This is a genomic window from Paraburkholderia sp. MM5482-R2, assembly GCF_050436125.1.
Taxonomy (GTDB): domain Bacteria; phylum Pseudomonadota; class Gammaproteobacteria; order Burkholderiales; family Burkholderiaceae; genus Paraburkholderia; species Paraburkholderia tuberum.
This window is the reverse complement of the sequence record NZ_JBNDLP010000003.1, coordinates 2,494,387-2,512,763: the sequence shown is the minus strand read 5'-3', so window position 1 is coordinate 2,512,763 and position 18,377 is coordinate 2,494,387. Positions and strand designations below refer to the sequence as shown.

The window sequence follows — 18,377 nt, the reverse complement described above, 5'->3', positions numbered from 1 at the left end:
GGCCGCGACAGCAGCGACGGTCGCAGCGGCTCTGGCGTCAGTTGCTCAGCAACGAGCCGCTGCGGAACGGCGTCGCGCCGGCGATGCGCGCGAATTCGAGGCCGGCCGTCGCGAAACGCGCCAGATGCCGCGCGTACAGCACGCCGGCCACGGTGTTTTTGATCGTGACGACGCGGTCCGTCAACGGATCGACGATGTCCGCGATTTCCTGGCCCGCGTCCATCCACGTGCCGACCTCGCAGCGATAGACGAGCACGCCGCTGATCGGTGCGACGAGCGGCTCGGCGCCCGCGAGCGGCGTCGCGGCGAATTCGAGCGGCGGCATCGGCGCCGGCTCGCCGTCGACCACGCCGCGCGAGGTCAGATACTCGATGATCGCCTGCGCGTCTTTTTCCGCGAGTTCGTACGACACATCGCGCTGGCCGCGCAGCTCGATCGTGACCGAGATGCCGCCGTTCGGGATCGGGAAGCGCTCGCCGAAACGGCTGCGCAGATCCGACCAGCAGAAGCTGTGGATCTCGTCGAACGGATTGCCGACCGAATTCAGCGCGAGCAGCGACGCCTTCGCGTCCAGGTAGCGCGCGAGCGGCTCGACTTCGGGCCACAGGTCCGGATTGGTGTACAGGTGCATCGCGGCTTCCCAGTCGCAATGCAGATCGAGCACGACGTCGGCGTCGTACGAGAGCTTTTGCAGCGCGAGGCGTTGCGAGCCGAGTTCGGTGGTCGGCTGCTGCGCGTCGAGCGCTTCGCGCATCGCCGTGCGGATGGCGGTGCGGTTCGCGTCGATGTCACTGGTCAGACGCGATTCGATGAACGGCTGCACGAGTTCCGCGAGGTCGTAGAAGTTGCGGTTGAAGTTCTGCGCGCTGCCGGTTTCGAAGCGGCCGAGCATCTGGCCGAGCAGATGCTGATTAAGGCCGATCGGATTCGGCACCGGCACGACTACGACTTCGCCACGCAGCTTGCCCGCGGCTTCGAGCGCGGCCAGCTTGCGGCGCAGCGACCACGACACCAGCATCCCGGGCAGTTCGTCCGCATGCAGGGACGACTGGATATAGATTTTCTGGCCGCCGCCGGGACCGTAGTGGAAACTCGTCAGTGCACGGGCGGTGCCAAGCGACGGGGCAATCAGCGGATGGGTCTGGGTTTGCATGGTTTTGGCTTCGCGGCCCGTTCGGAGCAGCCGCGCTAGGTGGTTGATTGCAAGGGGAAAGATGCGCGCCGGCAGCGCGCGTGGTCCGCATGCGCGGACCGCGGCAACCTGTCTCACGGGGGGCCGCGTCTCGCACGATCTTAGCCGATATGCCACACGATGTGGCTTGATGCGGCTAGATGTGGAGCCGCAAAAACAAAACGGGCTCCGCGTCGCGGAGCCCGTTTCGGACAAGCTGCCGGCGCGCCGTGCGGCGCGCGTGGGCGATTTAGCTGCCGTACACGTCGAAGTCGAAGTACTTCTTCTCGATCTTCTTGTAGGTGCCGTCCTTGATCATGTCGGCGATCGCCTTGTCGACCTTCACCTTCAGATCGGTGTCTTCCTTGCGCATGCCGATGCCGGCGCCATTGCCGAGGATCTTCGGATCGTCGAGATCCTTGCCGACGAACGCGAAGCCCTTGCCGCGCGGGGTCTTCAGGAAGCCCTGGTCAGCCTGCACCGCGTCTTGCAGCGCTGCGTCCAGACGGCCCGAGATCAGGTCGGCGTAGACCTGGTCCTGGTTCTGATACGGCACGACTTTCGCGCCCGCCGGTTCCCAGTACGTCTTCGCGTAGGTTTCCTGGATGGTGCCCTGTTCGACGCCCACCGTCTTGCCCTTCAGCGATTCAGCGGTCGGCAGGATGCCCGAGCCCTGTTTCGCGACGAGGCGCGTCGGCGTGTTGAACAGCTTCGACGAGAACGCGATCTGTTCGGCGCGTTGCGGCGTCATCGACATCGACGACAGCACGCCGTCGAACTTCTTCGCCTTCAGTGCCGGGATCATGCCGTCGAAGTCGTTTTCCACCCACACGCACTTCGCACCGACGCGCTTGCAGATTTCGTTGCCGAGGTCGATATCGAAGCCAACGAGCTTGCCGTCCGCGCCTTTCGACTCGAACGGGGGATAGCTGGCATCAACACCAAAACGGATCGTCGACCAATCTTTAGCGTGTGCGCCAATCGAGACGGTGGCAAGCAGAGCAACCGTCAAAGCCGCTAGCAGTTTTTTCACTGTTTTTACTCCTCGGTGTAGTTCAATTACGCCCTCGGCGGTTGTGCCGCCTTGGGACGCCCGGCGCGTCTCGCAAACGGGCTTCTGGTCAGGATGCAAGCCGGGGTGGCCTGCAACGCGCGCCAAGCTTATCAGTTCAAAAATATTGGGAAGCTAGTAAAACACCGGATGGCGCGGGAGGAGGCCCTCTAGAGCAACGCTTGCGCCCCAGCCGGTGTGACCGGATCGTACACCGTTGGTAGGGTTTGCGTAACGCGGATGCAATGCACGAGCGGTAATACGAAGGGCCGGCGAGCGTAATCGACTGGGATTTACGCCGGTTTTCTCGAGAGTTCGCCGAAAACCGGTTTGAAACGCGAGTTTGAAACGTGGACGGATCGTTAAAGCTCGCGGCTGAATTTGCCGTTAATTAAGAACGGCCTCGAGGCTATTGCCTTGCACGTTATTACCAACACCGATATTTTTGCCCGGCCATTTCGAACCGGTGCAAAAACAAAGGCTTTGGCGCTATCATCGATGCTCCCCGCGTTGGACGCCGGCCGCCCGCGGAGGCGGGGATCGCTCGGGCGCAGGTCGTCGGACAGCCGTCAAGATTCAAATTCCGCGCGTTTGCGCTCGCTCACATGGCCTTTCTGCTCAACGGTGTTATGCATGCACACGATGTTGTTCACGGCGGATCAAACAGGCTGTTGTAAACAGACTTTCAAGCGACGAATCGCGAGCACCGGCGTGCGGGCTCGCGCGGCATTATTGCAGCGCCGGTTTTTTGACGGTTTTTTGTCGAGCGTTACATCGGGATTTTCATCGATTGGCTCATCCGGATTTTCGTGCGACGTTTTTTCCGGGGTTTTACCCCGCGTGTCGCGCGTTCTGATAGGCGCATTGCTGTGCGCGGGTTTCGGCGCGGCGACGCCCGCAGCGGCCGCCGAGAAAGTGCTGCACGTTCTCGCATGGCCCGGCTATGCGGACCCGGACGTCGTGAAGGCGTTCGAAGCGCGCTACGGCGCGAAGGTCGAGGTCACGCTCGTCGATTCCGATGAGGCGCTGTGGGCGCAGATGCACAGCAAGGGCGCGCCGCCGTTCGACGTACTCGCCGCCAACACCGCCGAAATCCGCCGCTATACGCAGGCGAATCTGCTCGCGCCGCTCGATCTCGCGAGTCTGCCGAATACGAAGAAGCAGTTGCCGCGTTTCCAGGCGCTCGGCTCGATCGACGGCCTGACCTCGGCGGGCAAGGTATACGCGATTCCGTTCACGTATTCGTCGATGGGACTCATCTACGATCGCAAGCAGATTCCGGTTGCGCCGCATTCGATGCTCGAACTGTGGAACCCGCGCTATCGTGGCAAGGTGCTCGACTTCAATAGCGCGCAGCACAACTTCTCGTTCACCGCGCTTGCGCTCGGCTATCCGCATCCGTTTCAACTCGACCCCGCGCAGATGCGCACGATCGCGCACAAGCTCGTCGATCTGCGCCGCAACCTGCTGACCTACTACACGCTGCCCGAGGAGGCGACCGCGTTCTTCATCCAGCACAAGGCCGCGTTGATGTTCGGCAACTACGGCACGCAGCAGGTGCAGTTGCTGCGGAGTGCGGGCGCCGACGTCGGCTACGTGATTCCGGACGAAGGCGCGCTCGCGTGGCTCGATTGCTGGTCGATGACGCGCGCGGCGAGCGACCAGCCGCTCGCGCTCGAGTGGATCAACTACATGCTCGAGCCGAGCGTGAGCGCGTTGCTGACACAGCGCCAGGGGCTCGCGAACACGCTGACCGAGCCGGCCGAAGGCAGCGCCAACGCGCACATCGTCTGGATCAGTCCGGTGGAAGATATCGAGCGCCGCGAGCAACTGTGGACGCGCATCGTGTCGGGCGACCGTTCGGAGCGCTTCTGATGCTGCATCGCGGCCTGACCTTCAAGCTATCCGTGCTGCTCGCGTGCATCGGCGTGCTGGCGTCGGGCGCGACCGGCTATTACGCGTATCGCGCGAATCGCACGATGCTGGTCAACGAAGCGGAGCACAGCCTGCAGACGTCGACGGAGCTGCTCGGCCAGCGCATCGCGGTATCGATCGACGACGTCGCGGCGGACGCGCTCGTGCTCGCGACGATGCCGTCGTCGGTGAGCGTCGCGCAGACCGACGACGGTATCGGCCCGAACCTCGGCCGCGAGCGGCTCGCGCAGGTGTATTCGAGCTTCATGCTGCACCACCCGGAGTATCTGCAGGTGCGGCTGATCACGCGGCAGCATCACGGTCTCGAACTGATCCGTTTCGATCGCGATAGCGATGGCCTCGTGCGTGTAGAGGGTGACGATTTACAGGAAAAAGCTCAGTTTCCCTACGTATTCGAAACGCTCGCGTTTTCGCCGGGCCGCATCTACACGTCGCCGATTTCGGTCAATCACGAATCCGGCACGCATGCGGCGCAAGGCAAGCCGACGCTGCGTCTCGGCACGCCGATCGCGGATGCGCGCGGCACGGTGGTCGGCGTCGTCGTAATCGATGTCGATCTGGCCGGCATGCTGCGGCGTTTGCAGAGCGATCTGCCGAGCGACTATCAGGTCTATCTGGCGAACGAGTGGGGCGACTTCCTGATCCATCCCGACGCGTCGAAAACCTTCGGTTTCGACCGCGGCCGTCGCGTGCTGATGCAGGACAGCTTCCCGGCCACGAAGCAGCTGTTCGAGCAACGCCAAAGCGAGGTGCTCATCAACGGTCTCGCGAGACCCGGCGAGGCGGCCGGCCGTGTGCTCGCGTTCGTGCGGCGGCCGTTCGGCGGTTCCGAGGGCAACCGCTTCATCGTGCTCGGTCTCGCCAAGCCGCTCGAGGACGTGCTGACCGGCGCCAATCAGCTCGGCACGCGGATCATTCGCATGGTGCTGGTGTTCAGCGCATTGTCGGTACTGCTGGCGATCCTGTTCGCGCGAGCGCTGACCAAGCCGCTGCATCTGCTCGCGTATGCGGCGACGCACCTGTTCGCCGACCACGCGATGCACACCTTGCCGCTCAAACGCACCGACGAAATCGGCGTGCTCGCGCGCTGCTTCGAGCGTTTGCGTTGCGAAATCCGCGCGCAAATGGATACGCTGCACAGCAAGCAGAGCGAGCTCGCGCATCTGGCCTCGCACGACGTGCTGACCGGCTTGCCGAACCGCATGCTGTTCATGCAGAAGCTCGAGAACGCGATCGAGGAGGCAAGCTTCCGCCGCGAAGGCCTCGCCGTGCTGTTCGTCGACCTCGACCGCTTCAAGCAGATCAACGATCAGTTCGGTCACTCGGTCGGCGACAAGGTGCTGGTCGCGGTCGCACGCCGTCTGAAGGACGTGCTGTATGCCGGGGACGTGGTCGCGCGGCTGGGCGGCGACGAATTCATCGTGCTGATCGAAGGGCAGCGCGCGGCCGAGGTCACGCCAGAAATCGCCGAGCGCATCATGGACGCGCTGAACGAAACGCTGATCGTCGACGGCAATAGCATGACGGTCGGCGCGAGCATCGGCATCAGCGAGTTCCCGCACGACAGCGGCAATGCCGAGGAACTGCTGCTGAACGCCGATGCCGCGATGTATGCGGCGAAATCGGGCGGCCGTTGCGCGTATCTGCGCTATCAGGATCTGCTCGCCATGCGGCTCGACGAACAGGCTGGGCAGGCGAGGGCTGCCCAGGCCCAGCTCGCCCAGGCGCACGCCGCGCGCGATGCGACCGAGGGGCGCGAGGCGGAGCCCACCGCGTGACGCGGTTTTACCCGCGCCGCTGAGGGTTTTCTATTGCCACGCCGCGATCGCGCCGCGAGTGCCTTCTTGCTGCAACTGTAGCAACGCGTGATCGAGCGTCAGGCGCGCTCAACCAGCCCACTCAAACGATCCGCACCCCTGCGCGATAAGTCGCGCGCGGCACCGGCAGCTTGTCGAGCATCGTCACGCGCACGAAGTCCGCGCGCAGGCCGGGCTCGATCGCGCCGCGGTCCGTGAGACCGGCGGTGCGCGCCGGCTCGGCCGAGACCGTTGCCATCGCGCGCGGCAGCGACCAGCCCGCTTTTTCGACGAGATCGAACACCGCGGTCAGCAAGCTCGACGGTACGTAATCCGACGACAGAATGTCGAGCAGGTCCGCGCGCGCGAGTTCCAGCGCCGACACGTTGCCCGAATGCGAGCCACCGCGCACGATGTTCGGCGCGCCCATGATCGTCGCGATGCCATGCTCGCGCGCGGCTTGCGCGGCGATCCGCGTGGTCGGGAATTCGGCGAGCACGATGCCCTCGGCCTTCGCCTGTTCGACGTGCTCGATCAGCGTGTCGTCGTGGCTCGCAACCGGAATGCCGAGCCGCCGGCAACGCGCGACGATCTCGCGGCGGTGCTCGTCCGCGTAACGCTCCTGTTCGACCGCGAGTTCGGCGAGCGTGCTCGCGACACGCTCGTCGCTCATCTTGCCGTTGCGCTCCTGGAAGCGGCGCCATTGCTCGCGGTCGTGCCATTGGCGCTGGCCCGGCGTATGGTCCATCACCGACGCGAGCCGCAGCAGCGGATGCGCGCACAGCGAATCGAATACCTCGAGCACGTCGGCGGTCGCGATCTCGCAGCGCAGATGCAGAAAGTGCTCGGCGCGCAGTAGTCGACGCGTGGACAGCCGCAGCAGCGAATCGGCGCATTGCGTTTGCACATCGCGGTTACGCAGCCCAACGCTCGAGCGCGAGCCGATGGCGAGCGCGTCGAATACCGTCGTGATGCCGGCTGCGGCGACCTGTGCGTCGTGAATCACGAAGGCCGCGTCGGTATTCCATTCGACGCCGGGACGCGGCACGAGGTGCTTCTCGAGGTTGTCCGTATGCAGTTCGATCAGACCGGGCAGCAGATAATCGCCGTCCCAGTCTTCGGCGTCGCGCGCCAAACCCGCGCCGCGTTCGACGTCGCGAATCACGCCGTCTTCCACGCGCACGGTGCCAATGAATTCTTCGTCTCGCGTCACGATGCGAGCGTTACTGATCAACATCGACTTGCTCCGTAGTCAGTCGGGACTGGTGTCAATTTAGTGCCGCAGCGGCGGCCGCAGTTCCAGGCGGCGCGTCGCGACCTTGTTGCGGGTCTCTTCGTCGTGAAAGATACCAACGATCGCCGCGCCGCGCTCGCGCGCCTCGACGATCAGATCGGCCACAACGTCGCGGTTTTCCGCATCGAGCGAAGCGGTCGGTTCGTCGAGCAGCAACAGCGGATGTTCGGCGATCAAACCTCGCGCGATGTTCACGCGTTGCTGCTCGCCGCCCGAAAACGTCGCGGGCGCGAGGGACCACAAACGCTCGGGCACGTTCAGCCGCGCGAGCAATTCAGCGGCACGCGCGCTGGCTTCGGGTTCGGCGACGCCGTGCAAGACCAGCGGCTCGGCGACGAGCGCGAGCGTCGGCACGCGCGGGATCACGCGCAAAAACTGGCTCACATAGCCGACCACGCGACGGCGCAGCCGCAGCACGTCACGCGGTTCGGCACGGGTGATTGCAATGGGCCGGCCGTGATCGCTGGTGTCGCGAATCGCAATCGAGCCGCTGCTCGCCAGATAGTTGCCGTACAGACAGCGCAGCAGCGTGCTCTTGCCCGCACCCGACGGCCCGACCAGCACCACGCATTCACCGCGCTCGACCTCGAGCGACACGTTCGCGAGCGCGTCGATCCGCACGCCGCCCTGGCCGTGCAGCGTGAAAGTCTTGCCGATGCCGATGGCGCGCAGCATCAGCGCCGCGTTGTCGGCGAAAGCGCGCTCGCCGTGGCGTGCATCGCTGCCTGCTTCATTGACTACCTCAGTGACTACCTCAGTGGATTGCATCGTGAGCCTCAAACCGGCAGAACCGAGGAAACCAGCGTTTGTGTATACGGGTGCTGCGGATCGTCGAGCACCTGATCGGTCAGACCCGCCTCGACCACTTCGCCCGCCTGCATCACCATCAGCCGATGTGCGAGCAGACGCGCGACGCCGATATCGTGCGTGACGATCAGCACCGACAGATGCAGCGTCGAGCTCAGCGTGCGCAGCAAATCGAGCAGACGCGCCTGCACGGACACGTCGAGACCGGCGGTCGGTTCGTCCATGAACACCAGACGCGGACCGGTGACGAGATTGCGCGCGATCTGCAGACGTTGCTGCATACCGCCCGAAAACGCGGCGGGGAATTCGTCGATGCGAGTGGGGTCGAGCTCGACGTGCTCCATCCATTGCGTGGCTGTGCGGCGAATTTCGCCGTAGTGGCGCGCGCCGACCGCCATCAATGGCTCGCCGATGTTGGCGCCGGCCGATACGCCGCTGCGCAGGCCATCGCGCGGATTCTGCTGCACGAAGCCCCACTCGGTGCGCGTCAGCAGACGGCGGCGCGGCTCGGACAGCGCGCGCAGATCGAGCGAGTCGCCATGCGACGCGGTGTAGTGCAGCGAGCCGCTATCGGCCTCGGTCTTCAGCGCCAGCGTGTTGAGCAGCGTGGTCTTGCCCGAACCCGATTCACCGACGATGCACAGCACTTCGCCCGGATACAGATCGAAACTCACGTTGCGGCAACCGTTGCGGCCGCCATATTGTTTGGTGAGCGCGCGTGCGCTCAGAAGCGGCGTCATGCGGATTCTCCTTCGCGCGTGGCGTGGGGCAGCGGCGCTTGCGCTTCGATAGCGCCGTCGCCGTCGCTATCGCCATCGCCGCGCCGCCCGTGACAGTAGTCGCTGTCCGAGCATACGAACATGCGCGTGCCCGCATCGTCGACGATCATCTCGTCGAGAAAGCTTTCCTTCGATCCGCACAGCGCACACGCGTGCTGCCACTTCTGCACTTCGAACGGATGATCGTCGAAGTCGAGGCTGCGCACCGGCGTATAAGGCGGAATCGCGTGAATGCGGCGCTCGCGGCCCGCGCCGAACAGTTGCAGCGCGGCGTTCATATGCATCTTCGGATTGTCGAACTTCGGGATCGGCGACGGCGAGCTCAGATAGCGATGATTGACGATCACCGGGTAGTCGTAGGTGGTCGCGATGCTGCCGTGATGCACGATGTCCTCGTACAGTTTCACGCTGATCAGCCCGTAATCGGCGAGCGCATGCAGCTTCTTGCATTCGGCGACGCGCGGCTCGAGCCGGTACAGCGGCTCGGGCATCGGCACCTGATAGACGAGGATCTGCCGCTCGGTCAGCGGCGTTTCGGGAATCCGGTGCCGCGTCTGGATGATCGTCGCTTCGCTCGTGTGCCGCGTGGTCGCCACACCCGTGGTGCGCGCGAAGAAGCGGCGGATGTTGACGGCGTTGGTGGTTTCGTCGGAACCCTGATCGATGACCTTCAGCGTGTCCGTCCTGCCGATGATCGCGGCCGTCACCTGGATGCCGCCGGTGCCCCAGCCGTACGGCAGCGGCATTTCGCGCGACGCGAACGGCACCTGGTAGCCCGGCACGGCGACTGCCTTCAGCAGCGCGCGGCGCAGCATGCGCTTGGTCTGCTCGTCGAGATACGCGAAGTTGTAGCCGTGCGCGGCGGTGTCGTATGAGGTGTTGGCAACAGCGGTGTCGGGCGCGTTCATGCTGCCTGCTCCTTGTCGGTGGCGCGGCTTGTTTCATCGTTGCTGTGATGCTGCGCGCGCAAACGCCGCACCAGTTCCAGCTCCGCCTGGAAGTCGACGTAATGCGGCAGCTTCAGGTGCTGCACGAAGCCCGACGCCTCGACGTTGTCGCTATGCGACAGCATGAACTCGATGTCCTGCGTCGGTGACGCGAGCGTCTCGCCGAGTTCTTCGGCACGCAACGCGCGATCGACGAGCGCCATCGCCATCGCCTTGCGTTCCGAGTGGCCGAACGCGAGGCCGTAGCCCTGCGTGAAGGTGGGCGGCACCGTGCCGCTGCCCGCGAACTGGTTGATCATCTGGCATTCGGTGATGTCGATATCGCCGATGTCGACCGCTTCGCCGAGTTCGTCGAGGTCCATCTCGACCGCGATCGTGCCGAAGCGGATCTCGCCCGCGAACGGATGCGAGTGCGCGTAGCCGCGTTGCGTCGCATAGCCCATCGCGAGCAGAAAGCCTTCGTCGCCACGCGCGAGATTTTGCAGACGCGTCGCGCGGCTCGCCGGAAACGCGAGCGGTTCACGCGACAGGTCGCCGGGTTCCGCGCCGTCGGGAGTCGGGCGCTCCTGTTCGATCAGGCCTTCCTTGTCGAGCAGCGACACGACGCGCGGCATCGATTCTGGCGCTGGCGGTTCTTGCGGAACGGGCGCGTTGCCGCGCGTCACGTCCTGCCGCGCGTCATCACCATCGGCCAGCAACGCGAAATCGAGCAGACGCTGCGTGTAGTCATAGGTCGCGCCGAGCAACTGGCCGCCGGGCAGGTCCTTGAACGTCGCCGAGATGCGCCGTTCGACCTGCATCGTTTCGGTATCGATGGCGCGCGTATAGCCGAAGCGCGACAACGTGGTGCGATACGCGCGCAGCAGGAAAATCGCCTCGACCAGATCGCCGGCCGCCTGCTTGATGGCGAGCGCCGCAAGCTCCTCGTCGTAGACCGAGCCTTCGGTCATCACGCGTGCGACCGCGAGCCGCAACTGCTCGCGAATCTGCGCGACGCTCAGTTCGGCGATCCGCGTATCGCCGCGGCGCGCTTTGTCGAGCAGGCGCCACGACGCTTCGATCGCGCGTTCTCCACCTTTGACGGCAACGTACATCAGTTCACCTTCGCTTCGGTTGTGCGCGGCAGGCCGATCACGCGCGGGCCGCAAACCAGATAACAGTCGATGCCGCACGGAAACAGCGGCGCGAGCATTGCGCGTTCTTGCCAGAACCGCGCGGGAAGACCGACCGGCGAAATCGTTTCGGCATCCAGAATGCCGGGGCCGCTCAGCGTGACCGCTGCGCCGCCCGTCAGCGCGTCGACGCGGATCAGCAACGTGGCCGATTGTTCCGGTGACTCGGCGCTGCCGGGCGCGAAGCTTTCGAGCGATGGCAACGCGTCGGCATCGTGCACATACACGAATGCGGCATTGCCGGGCGCATCGACGAGCGGCGCGCCGGTATGAAAACGCAACGCCGACGCGAGCGCGGGATCAGGCTGCGCGAGCCACACCGGCGTCGCGTAGTCGCAGAGCGTCAGCAGTGCGGCAAACGCGGCGGGTTCGACCGGCGTGTTGCGCAACTCGGGCAGCACGTCGCGGATCACGCCGATCGTGCCGGGCCGCGACAACGCGTCGAGCAGCGTGCGAAACACGGCCTGGGTATCGTGGACCGGGTCCGCGAAACCCGGCGTCAGCGTGGACAACGCAATCGGTGAACGTTCCATCAGTCGCCTCGCACCATCGTGAAGAATTCGACGCGCGTCGCCGCGACGTCCTGTTGCTGTTGCGCGCCCCGGGCCTGCTGTTGCGCGGCGAATGGCTCGATCAATCGACGATGCAGGCTGTCGTGATGCTCGGGCATCTGCAGCAAGGCATCGGCGAGCGCGGCAAGTTCGGCGCGACGGCGGTCGCGTCCCAGATGACAGGCGACGCCGACGGTGGCTTCGGCGTCGCCGCTGGCATGCAGACGCAGCGTGGCGCGCGTAACCGTGGCTTCGCCGAGATTGAACGGATCGCCGCTGCCGCCGATGCGCCCGCGCACCATCGCGAGGCCGATTTCAGGGGGGCGCAGCCAGTCGTAGGCGGGGGTGGGGCGGCCTTGCAGCGCGCGCTGCAGCGCGGCTTCGAGGTCGGCGCGCGGCGTGCGCGCCAGCACGGCCATCCAGGCGCGCCGCGCCGCCGAAGACACGGCCGGCAACGGCGAAGAAGATGGACGGGGCGGAACGGAACTCGGGCTCATCGGATTTCCTGTCGATCCAGCGAGTGGGCATTGAAGCATCTATTCATCTAAACGTCTAGACGTTTATAAGCATACTTGTCTGGACTGTTGTGCGCGGCGGACGTTCATATTTTCATCACGGCCCGCGCACTACAATGCACGTCATGGCGATCATTTGAACCGAAGGGAATGACAGCACCATGACATCGAACGACAGCGCGGCGCCGGCCACGACGCTCGAACGCGGCGCGGGCGTGGCCGTCTGGAGACAGATCGAACAGATTCTCGCCGCAGAGATCACGGCAAGCGGGTTCGGCGAAGAAGGGCGGCTGCCGAGCGAGGGTGAGTTGGCGAAGCGCTTCGACGTCAACCGTCACACGGTGCGCCGCGCGATGCTCGGCCTCGCCGCGCTCGGCCTCGTCAGCGTCGAGCAGGGGCGTGGCACGTTCGTGCAGCCCGGTGCGATCGACTATTCGATCGGCCGCCGTACGCGTTTCACCGAAAACCTGCGTCAACAACACCACTCGCCCGCGGGCACGATGCTGTCGGCCGCGCGCGTGAAGGCCGAGCCCAGTGTCGCGAAGGCGTTGGGTCTGCGCGCGGGCGCGGCGGTCTATCGCATCGAATCGCTGAACGAGTCGGACGGCGTACCGCTCACATACGCGCGCAGCTGGTATCCGGCCGCGCGTTTTCCGGATTTGCCGGAGGTCGTGCAACGCCTCGGCGGCACGACGAAAGCGCTGGCCGAATTCGGCGTGGACGATTATCTGCGCAAGTGGAGCCGCATCGGCAGCGTGCTGCCCGAGCCGGAAGTCGCGCGGCGGCTCAACATCAACCGTCAGCAGCCGGTGCTGTGGGTCGAGAACGTCGACGTCGATCTGCAGGGCACGCCGGTCAAATACGGCTTCACGCATTTCGCGGCCGATCGCGTGCAACTGCTCGTGGAGCATGACCTGTGAGCGGCCCCGCATGGAGTGCCGAAGCGCGCTTTGCGCTGTACTACGCGCCGTCGGTTGAATCGGCGTGGTGGCAGGCCGGCTCGACATGGCTCGGCCGCGATGCGCGAAGCGGCGAGCGCCGCGCGCAGCCGCAGCCGCCAGGCCTGACGCGCCCGCTCGCCGCGCTGACCGACGCGCCGCGCCGCTATGGCTGGCATGGCACGCTGGTCGCCCCGTTCCGGCTCGGCGCCGGCGTCACGCAGCCCGACGTGCTCGCGGCCGCGCGAGCCTGGGCGCTCGCGCAGCGGCCGTTCACGTTGCCGGTAGAAGCGGCCACGCTGGGCGACTTCGTCGCGTTGCGACCGGCCGATGCAGATGGCGAGACGCGCATTGGCGAGCTCGCGTCGAACGCGCTGCAGTCGCTCGACAGGCTGCGCGCGCGGCCGTCCGCGGCCGATCTCGAGCGACGGCTCGCCGCGCCGCTCAGCGAACGCCGACGTGCGTTGCTGTTGCAATGGGGCTATCCGTACGTGTTCGACGAGTTCCGTTTTCATATGACGTTGTCCAGTTCGCTCGCCGATGCCGACGAGCGCGCGACGCTGATCGCATGGTGGCGGGAGCGCACGCCCGCGCTCGGGCCGCTCGCTGTCGATCAGGCCGCGCTGTTCGTCGAGCCGGCGGCGGGCGAGCCGTTCGTGCTTTGGCAGCCGCTGCCGTTCAGCCACGGCGCGCAACCTGGCGATCGCACTGACGAGCAGCAAGACGAGGTGAGCAGCCAATGACTGGGCGTTTGATCTATGTGATGGGGCCGTCGGGCGCGGGCAAGGATTCGCTGCTGCAGTTCGCGCGCATGCGGCTCGCCGGGGAGCCGCTCGTATTCGCGCATCGTTACATCACGCGGCCGAGCGGCAATGGCGAGGTGCATGTTGCACTAAGCGTCGAGGAGTTCGCCGCGCGCTCGGTGCTTGGCCTGTTCGCGCTCGAATGGTCGAGCCATTCGCTGCGCTATGGCATCGGCATCGAACTCGATGCGTGGCTCGCGCGCGGCTGCACGGTGGTCGTCAACGGCTCGCGGCAGTACCTGCAGCATGCGCTCGCGCGCTATCCACGCGCGGAGGTGGTGCACGTGAGCGCCGCGCCGCATATTCTCGAAGCACGGCTCGGCGCGCGGGCGCGCGAATCGTCGGAGCAGGTCGCGGCGCGGCTCGCGCGGCGCGCGCCGTTTGCGTTGCCGGCCGGCGTGCGCTCCACGACGATCGACAACTCCGGCGCGCTCGAAGAAGCGGGGCACGCATTGATCACGGTGCTCAAGGAGCAGGTGAGCGCGTAGCGCAAGCACGCGGCCTTACTGCACGGCTCCCATCCGCTCCCGCGTCACCTGCCGCAAACATGCGACGAACTGCTGCACGGCCGGCGTCGGCAGCAGATCGCGTCGCGAGATGATGCTCAGATCGTAGTTCGGCAGCGCGTCTTCGATCTGTGCGACGCGAATGCCGAGCGGCGCGACCCTCTGCGCAAGCGGCCGCGTGAAGCAACTGATCACGTCGGTCTGCGACACGAGCCCGAGCGTGACTGCAAACGACGACGGCGCGCGCAGCAAGCGCTTCGGTACCGGCAAGCCGTGCGCGCTGAACATCGCCATCATCACGCTGTGCGGGAAGTGGTCGGCGCCCACCGTGACGATCCACTCGGCGTCGAGCAGCTCGGACAGACGCGTGACGTTCGCGAGCGGATGGCCGGCGCGCATCGTGACGACGAACTGCGTCGAGTACAGCGGCACCTGCACCAGATCGTTATCCAATGCCAGAACGTGATGGATCGCCGCGAGATCGAGCGCGCCGTTGCGCAGACGCGCGAGCGCGTCGGGCACGGTCACTTCCTCCAGATGCAGACTCACGAGCGGCATCCGCTCGCGAAAGCTCGACACCGCATGCGGCAGTACCGTCAGCGCGAGCGATGGCATCGTGCCGACGCTGACCTTGCCGGCCAGTTCGCCCTTCACCTGCTCGACGGCCTCGACCGTGCGGCGCATGTCGCCGAGCAGCTGCTCGGCGCGCGGCAACAGCGCGAGCCCGCACGCGGTCAGCTCGATGCCGCGCACGCTGCGCACCATCAGGGCGGCGTTGAGCGCGCTTTCCAGCTCGCGAATCGTATGCGTGACGGCCGGCTGCGTGACGCCAAGCTCACGCGCGGCGGCGCGCAAACTGCGGTGATGCGCGGCGGCGACGAAGGCCTGCAACTGCTGCAGCTTCATAAGGGTAACCCCGTATATAAGGCCTGTTAATCAGGGTGAAAAAAATAGCATCTTATTCGAACAAAACAGCGTGGCTATAGTGCGAGGCTACTCACTGGAGCCATACGAAGCTATGAACGAGACCCCGCGTTTGACCGAAGTGTCCGATCTGGAACCCGCCGCCGCGAGCCTGCGCGAGATTCGCCATCACATTCACCACCATCCGGAACTCGCGTACGAGGAAGTGCAGACCGCGGCGCTCGTCGCGGAAAGACTCGAACAGTGGGGCTGGCAGGTCACGCGCGGGGTCGGCAAGACCGGCGTGGTCGGCACGCTGAAAGAGGGTGACGGCAAGCGCAGCATCGGCATTCGCGCGGACATGGACGCGTTGCCGATCATCGAACAGACCGGCCTGCCGTACGCGAGCGGCACCCACGGCAAGATGCACGCGTGCGGCCACGACGGCCACACCACGATCCTGCTCGGCGCCGCGCAACGTCTCGCGGCCACGCGCAAATTCTCGGGCACCGTGCATTTGTATTTCCAGCCGGCCGAGGAAAGCGGCATCGACAGCGGTGCGCTGAAGATGATCGACGACGGCCTGTTCGAGCGCTTCCCGTGCGACGCCGTGTTCGGCCTGCACAACCATCCGGGAGCCGAGCCGGGCGTGTTGCTGTTCCGCAAGGGACCGTTCATGTCGGCGGGCGACAAGGCGATCATCACGATCGAAGGCGTCGGCGGCCATGCGGCGCGTCCGCATCTGACCGTCGATCCGGTCGTGGTCGCCGCGAGCATCGTGATGGCGCTGCAAACGATCGTCGCGCGCAACGTCGATCCGTCGCAGCCCGCCGTGGTGACGGTCGGCTCGATGCACGCGGGCACCGCGAACAACGTGATTTCCAGCAGCGCGCGGCTCGAGCTCAGCGTGCGCTCGTTCAGCCCCGAGGTGCGCGCGTTGCTGAAGAAGCGCATCACTGAGTTGGCCGAGTCGCAGGCCGCAAGCTATGGCGGCACGGCGAACGTCGAGTACATCGAAGGCTATCCGGTCGTCATCAATACGGATGCCGAAACGGATTTCGCGGTGCAGGTCGCGCGCGAACTGGTGGGCGAAGACAAGGTGGTCGAGCAGACCGACATCCTGATGGGTAGCGAGGACTTTGCATTCATGCTGCAGAAGCGGCCGGGCACGTTCCTGCGCATCGGCAATGGCGTCGGCGAGGACGGCTGCATGGTGCACAACCCGCACTACGACTTCAACGACCGCAGTCTGCCGATCGGCGCGGCGTTCTGGGCACGGCTGGTGGAGCGCTATCTCGCGCAGTGAGCGCTTGATGCACACGCCGCGGCGCGCACGAGGCGTGCGCGCCCGGCTGCTCGTCACCGCGCGGCCAGAGCCACGAAGCGTTCATTAGCCGCGCCGCGCGACCATCTCCGAGACTGTCTGCGCGGCTCGCTGCAGCGGTTCCAGGAACGCCTTCACCATCTGTTTGGCCGAATTGCGCTGTGCGTTGCCGCTGATGTTCATCGCGGCGATCACGCGGCCCTGGCGATTGCGAATCGGCGCGGACAGCGAAATCAAGCCGCCTTCGAGCTCCTGATCGACGATCGCCCACCCCTGGCGACGCACCTGCTCGATCAGCGTCTTCAACTCTTGCTTGTCGGTGACGGTGCGCGGCGTGTGCGCGTAGAGCGGCGTCGAGTTCAGCGTCGCGTCGAGCGTCTCGTCGTCGAGCGAGGCAAGCAGCACGCGGCCCATCGACGTGCAGTACGCGGGCAGGCGGCTGCCGATCGACAGGTTGATCGTCATGATCTTGTGAGTCGGCACGCGCAGCACGTAGACGATCTCGGTGCGATCGAGCACGGCCGCGGAGCAGCTTTCGTGCACCTGCGCCGACAGGCTTTCCATTACCGGTTCGGCGAGATTCCAGAACGGCATCGAGGTCAGATACGCGAAGCCGAGGTCGAGAATCTTCGGCGTCAGACGGAACAGGCGTCCCTCGGCTTCCACATAGCCGAGTGTTTGCAGCGTCAGCAGGATCCGGCGCGCGCCGGCGCGCGTGAGGCCAGTCGCCGCGGCAACGTCGGTGAGCGTCTGTTCAGGCCGCGTGGCGTCGAACGCGCGGATGACCGCGAGGCCACGCGCGAACGACTGCACGTACGAGTCGCCCGGTTTCTCCGGGGCCGGTTCGGCGTTGGCGGGCGCGACGGAAGACGGCGGCAGGGCTTTGCTCATGGACCTTGATCGTGGGTTCGGAAGAGTGCGCGCGAAGGACGCGCGACGCGTTTTGCGTTGCGGCGCAAAGGCGAGACGATAGCTTAAGCCTTCTATTTCGCCAAATAACGCCGATTCGTGCAAAAACCCCAGGGTTTGCGTGGATGCGATTCGCGTTCCAAATTTGTATGATGACCCGATAACCTGACTAGTTCGAGACACCCGGTCCAACCGATTCGCCATGTTCGACAAGATTCCCGCGCGCGCTTTGAGCGACACAGTCGCGCAGCAACTGCTGAAGCAGATCGACAAGGGCACCTTCGCGCGCGGCGCCAGGCTGCCGACCGAAGCCGTGCTCGCACAACAGTTCGGCGTAAGCCGCACGGTGATTCGCGAGGCGCTGTCGCGACTGAAGAACGAGGGGGTGGTCGAGCCGCGCCAGGGCAGTGGCGTGTTCGTCGCCGGGCACGGGGCGATCCGCCCGCTGCGAATCGACTACGCGGAAGCCGTGGAGCCGGGCTCGGTCGTGCAGATCCTCGCGCTGCGTCGCGCGATCGAGGCGGAGGTCGCGTCCGAAGCCGCGATGCGCCGCAGCGATGCCGAGATGGCCGCGATCGACGCCGCGCTCGCGCGCATCGAGCGCGCGGTCGGCAATGGCGAAGACGGCGTCGCCGAAGACGTCGCGTTTCATCGCGCGATCGCGGCGGCTACGGGCAATCCGTATTTCCTGAAGACGCTGACGTTCCTCAATCAGTACCTCGAAGCGGGCACGGTCGTCACGCGCCGCAACGAGGCGCTGCGCGAGGACTTCTCGCGGCAGGTGCGCGAGGAGCACGCGGCGATCGCCGCGGCGATTCGCGCCGGCGATCCGATGGCGGCGCGCAATGCCGCGCAGACGCATCTGTACAACGCGGCGCGGCGGCTTGCCGAGGCGGGCATCGTCTGACGCGCTGAAGGCGCGCGGTGATTCCGACGCGCGCGAACCCACGAATGCGGCACCCATCCATAGAGGTCA

At 65.6% G+C, this 18,377-nt stretch carries 18 protein-coding genes; 7 read left to right on the top strand and 11 right to left on the bottom strand.

The genetic code is table 11. The features are described from left to right. Nucleotides 1-37: 37 nt before the first annotated feature. The gene (locus OKW37_RS33505; protein ID WP_429403487.1) at nt 38-1,153 is read right to left on the bottom strand and encodes a succinylglutamate desuccinylase/aspartoacylase family protein; all 1,116 of its coding nucleotides are present in this window, start codon (nt 1,151-1,153) and stop codon (nt 38-40) included. A 268-nt stretch (nt 1,154-1,421) separates the two neighbouring features. Further along, nucleotides 1,422-2,204: an ABC transporter substrate-binding protein gene (locus tag OKW37_RS33500; protein WP_184049411.1), complete on the bottom strand. Its 783-nt coding sequence runs from the start codon at nt 2,202-2,204 to the stop codon at nt 1,422-1,424. Nucleotides 2,205-2,855: 651 nt separating this feature from the next. Between OKW37_RS33500 and OKW37_RS33495 the strand changes: the two genes are divergently transcribed. Both OKW37_RS33495 and OKW37_RS33490 read left to right on the top strand, forming a co-directional pair. Then, the gene (locus tag OKW37_RS33495; RefSeq protein WP_429403486.1) at nt 2,856-4,097 is read left to right on the top strand and encodes an extracellular solute-binding protein; all 1,242 of its coding nucleotides are present in this window, start codon (nt 2,856-2,858) and stop codon (nt 4,095-4,097) included. After that, the gene (locus OKW37_RS33490; protein ID WP_429403485.1) at nt 4,097-5,935 is read left to right on the top strand and encodes a diguanylate cyclase domain-containing protein; all 1,839 of its coding nucleotides are present in this window, start codon (nt 4,097-4,099) and stop codon (nt 5,933-5,935) included. The genes OKW37_RS33495 and OKW37_RS33490 overlap by 1 nt, the downstream gene beginning before the upstream one ends. Before the next feature lie 121 nt (nt 5,936-6,056). Here the strand turns inward: OKW37_RS33490 and OKW37_RS33485 are convergent, their stop codons facing one another. The 7 genes from OKW37_RS33485 to phnG are packed head-to-tail and all read right to left on the bottom strand — an operon-like array spanning nt 6,057 to nt 12,000. After that, complete coding sequence (locus OKW37_RS33485) at nt 6,057-7,190, bottom strand: alpha-D-ribose 1-methylphosphonate 5-triphosphate diphosphatase (RefSeq protein ID WP_429403484.1); 1,134 nt, start codon at nt 7,188-7,190, stop codon at nt 6,057-6,059. 36 nt (nt 7,191-7,226) lie between these two features. Continuing rightward, nucleotides 7,227-8,015, bottom strand: coding sequence for a phosphonate C-P lyase system protein PhnL (phnL, locus tag OKW37_RS33480; protein WP_184060649.1), 789 nt, complete (start codon nt 8,013-8,015; stop codon nt 7,227-7,229). Nucleotides 8,016-8,023: 8 nt separating this feature from the next. After that, a complete protein-coding gene (gene phnK / locus OKW37_RS33475) occupies nt 8,024-8,794 on the bottom strand; it encodes a phosphonate C-P lyase system protein PhnK (RefSeq protein WP_090809511.1) in 771 nt (256 codons plus the stop codon). After that, nucleotides 8,791-9,741, bottom strand: a complete 951-nt coding sequence (locus tag OKW37_RS33470) for an alpha-D-ribose 1-methylphosphonate 5-phosphate C-P-lyase PhnJ (RefSeq protein ID WP_187613755.1) — start codon at nt 9,739-9,741, stop codon at nt 8,791-8,793. The genes phnK and OKW37_RS33470 overlap by 4 nt, the downstream gene beginning before the upstream one ends. Further along, on the bottom strand, nt 9,738-10,874 hold the full coding sequence (locus OKW37_RS33465; RefSeq protein ID WP_429403483.1) for a carbon-phosphorus lyase complex subunit PhnI: 1,137 nt from the start codon (nt 10,872-10,874) through the stop codon (nt 9,738-9,740). The genes OKW37_RS33470 and OKW37_RS33465 overlap by 4 nt, the downstream gene beginning before the upstream one ends. Next, a complete protein-coding gene (gene phnH / locus OKW37_RS33460; protein ID WP_184060655.1) occupies nt 10,874-11,485 on the bottom strand; it encodes a phosphonate C-P lyase system protein PhnH in 612 nt (203 codons plus the stop codon). The genes OKW37_RS33465 and phnH overlap by 1 nt, the downstream gene beginning before the upstream one ends. After that, nucleotides 11,485-12,000, bottom strand: a complete 516-nt coding sequence (phnG, locus tag OKW37_RS33455; protein ID WP_090809519.1) for a phosphonate C-P lyase system protein PhnG — start codon at nt 11,998-12,000, stop codon at nt 11,485-11,487. The genes phnH and phnG overlap by 1 nt, the downstream gene beginning before the upstream one ends. A gap of 179 nt (nt 12,001-12,179) precedes the next feature. Here phnG and phnF point away from each other — a divergent pair, with 179 nt between their 5' ends. The 3 genes from phnF to phnN are packed head-to-tail and all read left to right on the top strand — an operon-like array spanning nt 12,180 to nt 14,247. Beyond that, the gene (gene phnF, locus OKW37_RS33450) at nt 12,180-12,938 is read left to right on the top strand and encodes a phosphonate metabolism transcriptional regulator PhnF (RefSeq protein ID WP_090809521.1); all 759 of its coding nucleotides are present in this window, start codon (nt 12,180-12,182) and stop codon (nt 12,936-12,938) included. Next, nucleotides 12,935-13,699: a DUF1045 domain-containing protein gene (locus OKW37_RS33445; RefSeq protein ID WP_429403482.1), complete on the top strand. Its 765-nt coding sequence runs from the start codon at nt 12,935-12,937 to the stop codon at nt 13,697-13,699. Before phnF ends, OKW37_RS33445 begins: the two co-directional genes overlap by 4 nt. Continuing rightward, entirely contained in the window at nt 13,696-14,247 is a 552-nt protein-coding gene (gene phnN / locus OKW37_RS33440; RefSeq protein WP_429403481.1) for a phosphonate metabolism protein/1,5-bisphosphokinase (PRPP-forming) PhnN, read from the top strand. The genes OKW37_RS33445 and phnN overlap by 4 nt, the downstream gene beginning before the upstream one ends. 15 nt (nt 14,248-14,262) lie before the next feature. Here the strand turns inward: phnN and OKW37_RS33435 are convergent, their stop codons facing one another. Next, nucleotides 14,263-15,171: a LysR family transcriptional regulator gene (locus OKW37_RS33435; RefSeq protein WP_090809528.1), complete on the bottom strand. Its 909-nt coding sequence runs from the start codon at nt 15,169-15,171 to the stop codon at nt 14,263-14,265. A gap of 112 nt (nt 15,172-15,283) precedes the next feature. On the opposite strand from OKW37_RS33435, the gene OKW37_RS33430 reads away from it, so the two are divergent. After that, nucleotides 15,284-16,474, top strand: coding sequence for a M20 aminoacylase family protein (locus OKW37_RS33430; RefSeq protein WP_429403479.1), 1,191 nt, complete (start codon nt 15,284-15,286; stop codon nt 16,472-16,474). A gap of 84 nt (nt 16,475-16,558) precedes the next feature. On the opposite strand, the gene OKW37_RS33425 is transcribed toward OKW37_RS33430, so the two are convergent. Then, entirely contained in the window at nt 16,559-17,383 is an 825-nt protein-coding gene (locus tag OKW37_RS33425) for an IclR family transcriptional regulator (protein WP_429403478.1), read from the bottom strand. A 220-nt stretch (nt 17,384-17,603) separates the two neighbouring features. Here OKW37_RS33425 and OKW37_RS33420 point away from each other — a divergent pair, with 220 nt between their 5' ends. After that, entirely contained in the window at nt 17,604-18,308 is a 705-nt protein-coding gene (locus tag OKW37_RS33420; RefSeq protein WP_429365201.1) for a FadR/GntR family transcriptional regulator, read from the top strand. Nucleotides 18,309-18,377 lie beyond the last annotated feature (69 nt).

Bases quoted from the DNA above. Each gene is read 5' to 3' on its own strand.
- OKW37_RS33505 (WP_429403487.1), bottom strand. From the start codon at position 1,153: ATGCAAACCCAGACCCATCCGCTGATTGCCCCGTCGCTTGGCACCGCC.
- OKW37_RS33495 (WP_429403486.1), top strand. From the start codon at position 2,856: ATGCACACGATGTTGTTCACGGCGGATCAAACAGGCTGTTGTAAACAG.
- OKW37_RS33490 (WP_429403485.1), top strand. From the start codon at position 4,097: ATGCTGCATCGCGGCCTGACCTTCAAGCTATCCGTGCTGCTCGCGTGC.
- OKW37_RS33485 (WP_429403484.1), bottom strand. From the start codon at position 7,190: ATGTTGATCAGTAACGCTCGCATCGTGACGCGAGACGAAGAATTCATT.
- phnL (WP_184060649.1), bottom strand. From the start codon at position 8,015: ATGCAATCCACTGAGGTAGTCACTGAGGTAGTCAATGAAGCAGGCAGC.
- phnK (WP_090809511.1), bottom strand. From the start codon at position 8,794: ATGACGCCGCTTCTGAGCGCACGCGCGCTCACCAAACAATATGGCGGC.
- OKW37_RS33470 (WP_187613755.1), bottom strand. From the start codon at position 9,741: ATGAACGCGCCCGACACCGCTGTTGCCAACACCTCATACGACACCGCC.
- OKW37_RS33465 (WP_429403483.1), bottom strand. From the start codon at position 10,874: ATGTACGTTGCCGTCAAAGGTGGAGAACGCGCGATCGAAGCGTCGTGG.
- phnH (WP_184060655.1), bottom strand. From the start codon at position 11,485: ATGGAACGTTCACCGATTGCGTTGTCCACGCTGACGCCGGGTTTCGCG.
- phnG (WP_090809519.1), bottom strand. From the start codon at position 12,000: ATGAGCCCGAGTTCCGTTCCGCCCCGTCCATCTTCTTCGCCGTTGCCG.
- phnF (WP_090809521.1), top strand. From the start codon at position 12,180: ATGACATCGAACGACAGCGCGGCGCCGGCCACGACGCTCGAACGCGGC.
- phnN (WP_429403481.1), top strand. From the start codon at position 13,696: ATGACTGGGCGTTTGATCTATGTGATGGGGCCGTCGGGCGCGGGCAAG.
- OKW37_RS33435 (WP_090809528.1), bottom strand. From the start codon at position 15,171: ATGAAGCTGCAGCAGTTGCAGGCCTTCGTCGCCGCCGCGCATCACCGC.
- OKW37_RS33430 (WP_429403479.1), top strand. From the start codon at position 15,284: ATGAACGAGACCCCGCGTTTGACCGAAGTGTCCGATCTGGAACCCGCC.
- OKW37_RS33425 (WP_429403478.1), bottom strand. From the start codon at position 17,383: ATGAGCAAAGCCCTGCCGCCGTCTTCCGTCGCGCCCGCCAACGCCGAA.
- OKW37_RS33420 (WP_429365201.1), top strand. From the start codon at position 17,604: ATGTTCGACAAGATTCCCGCGCGCGCTTTGAGCGACACAGTCGCGCAG.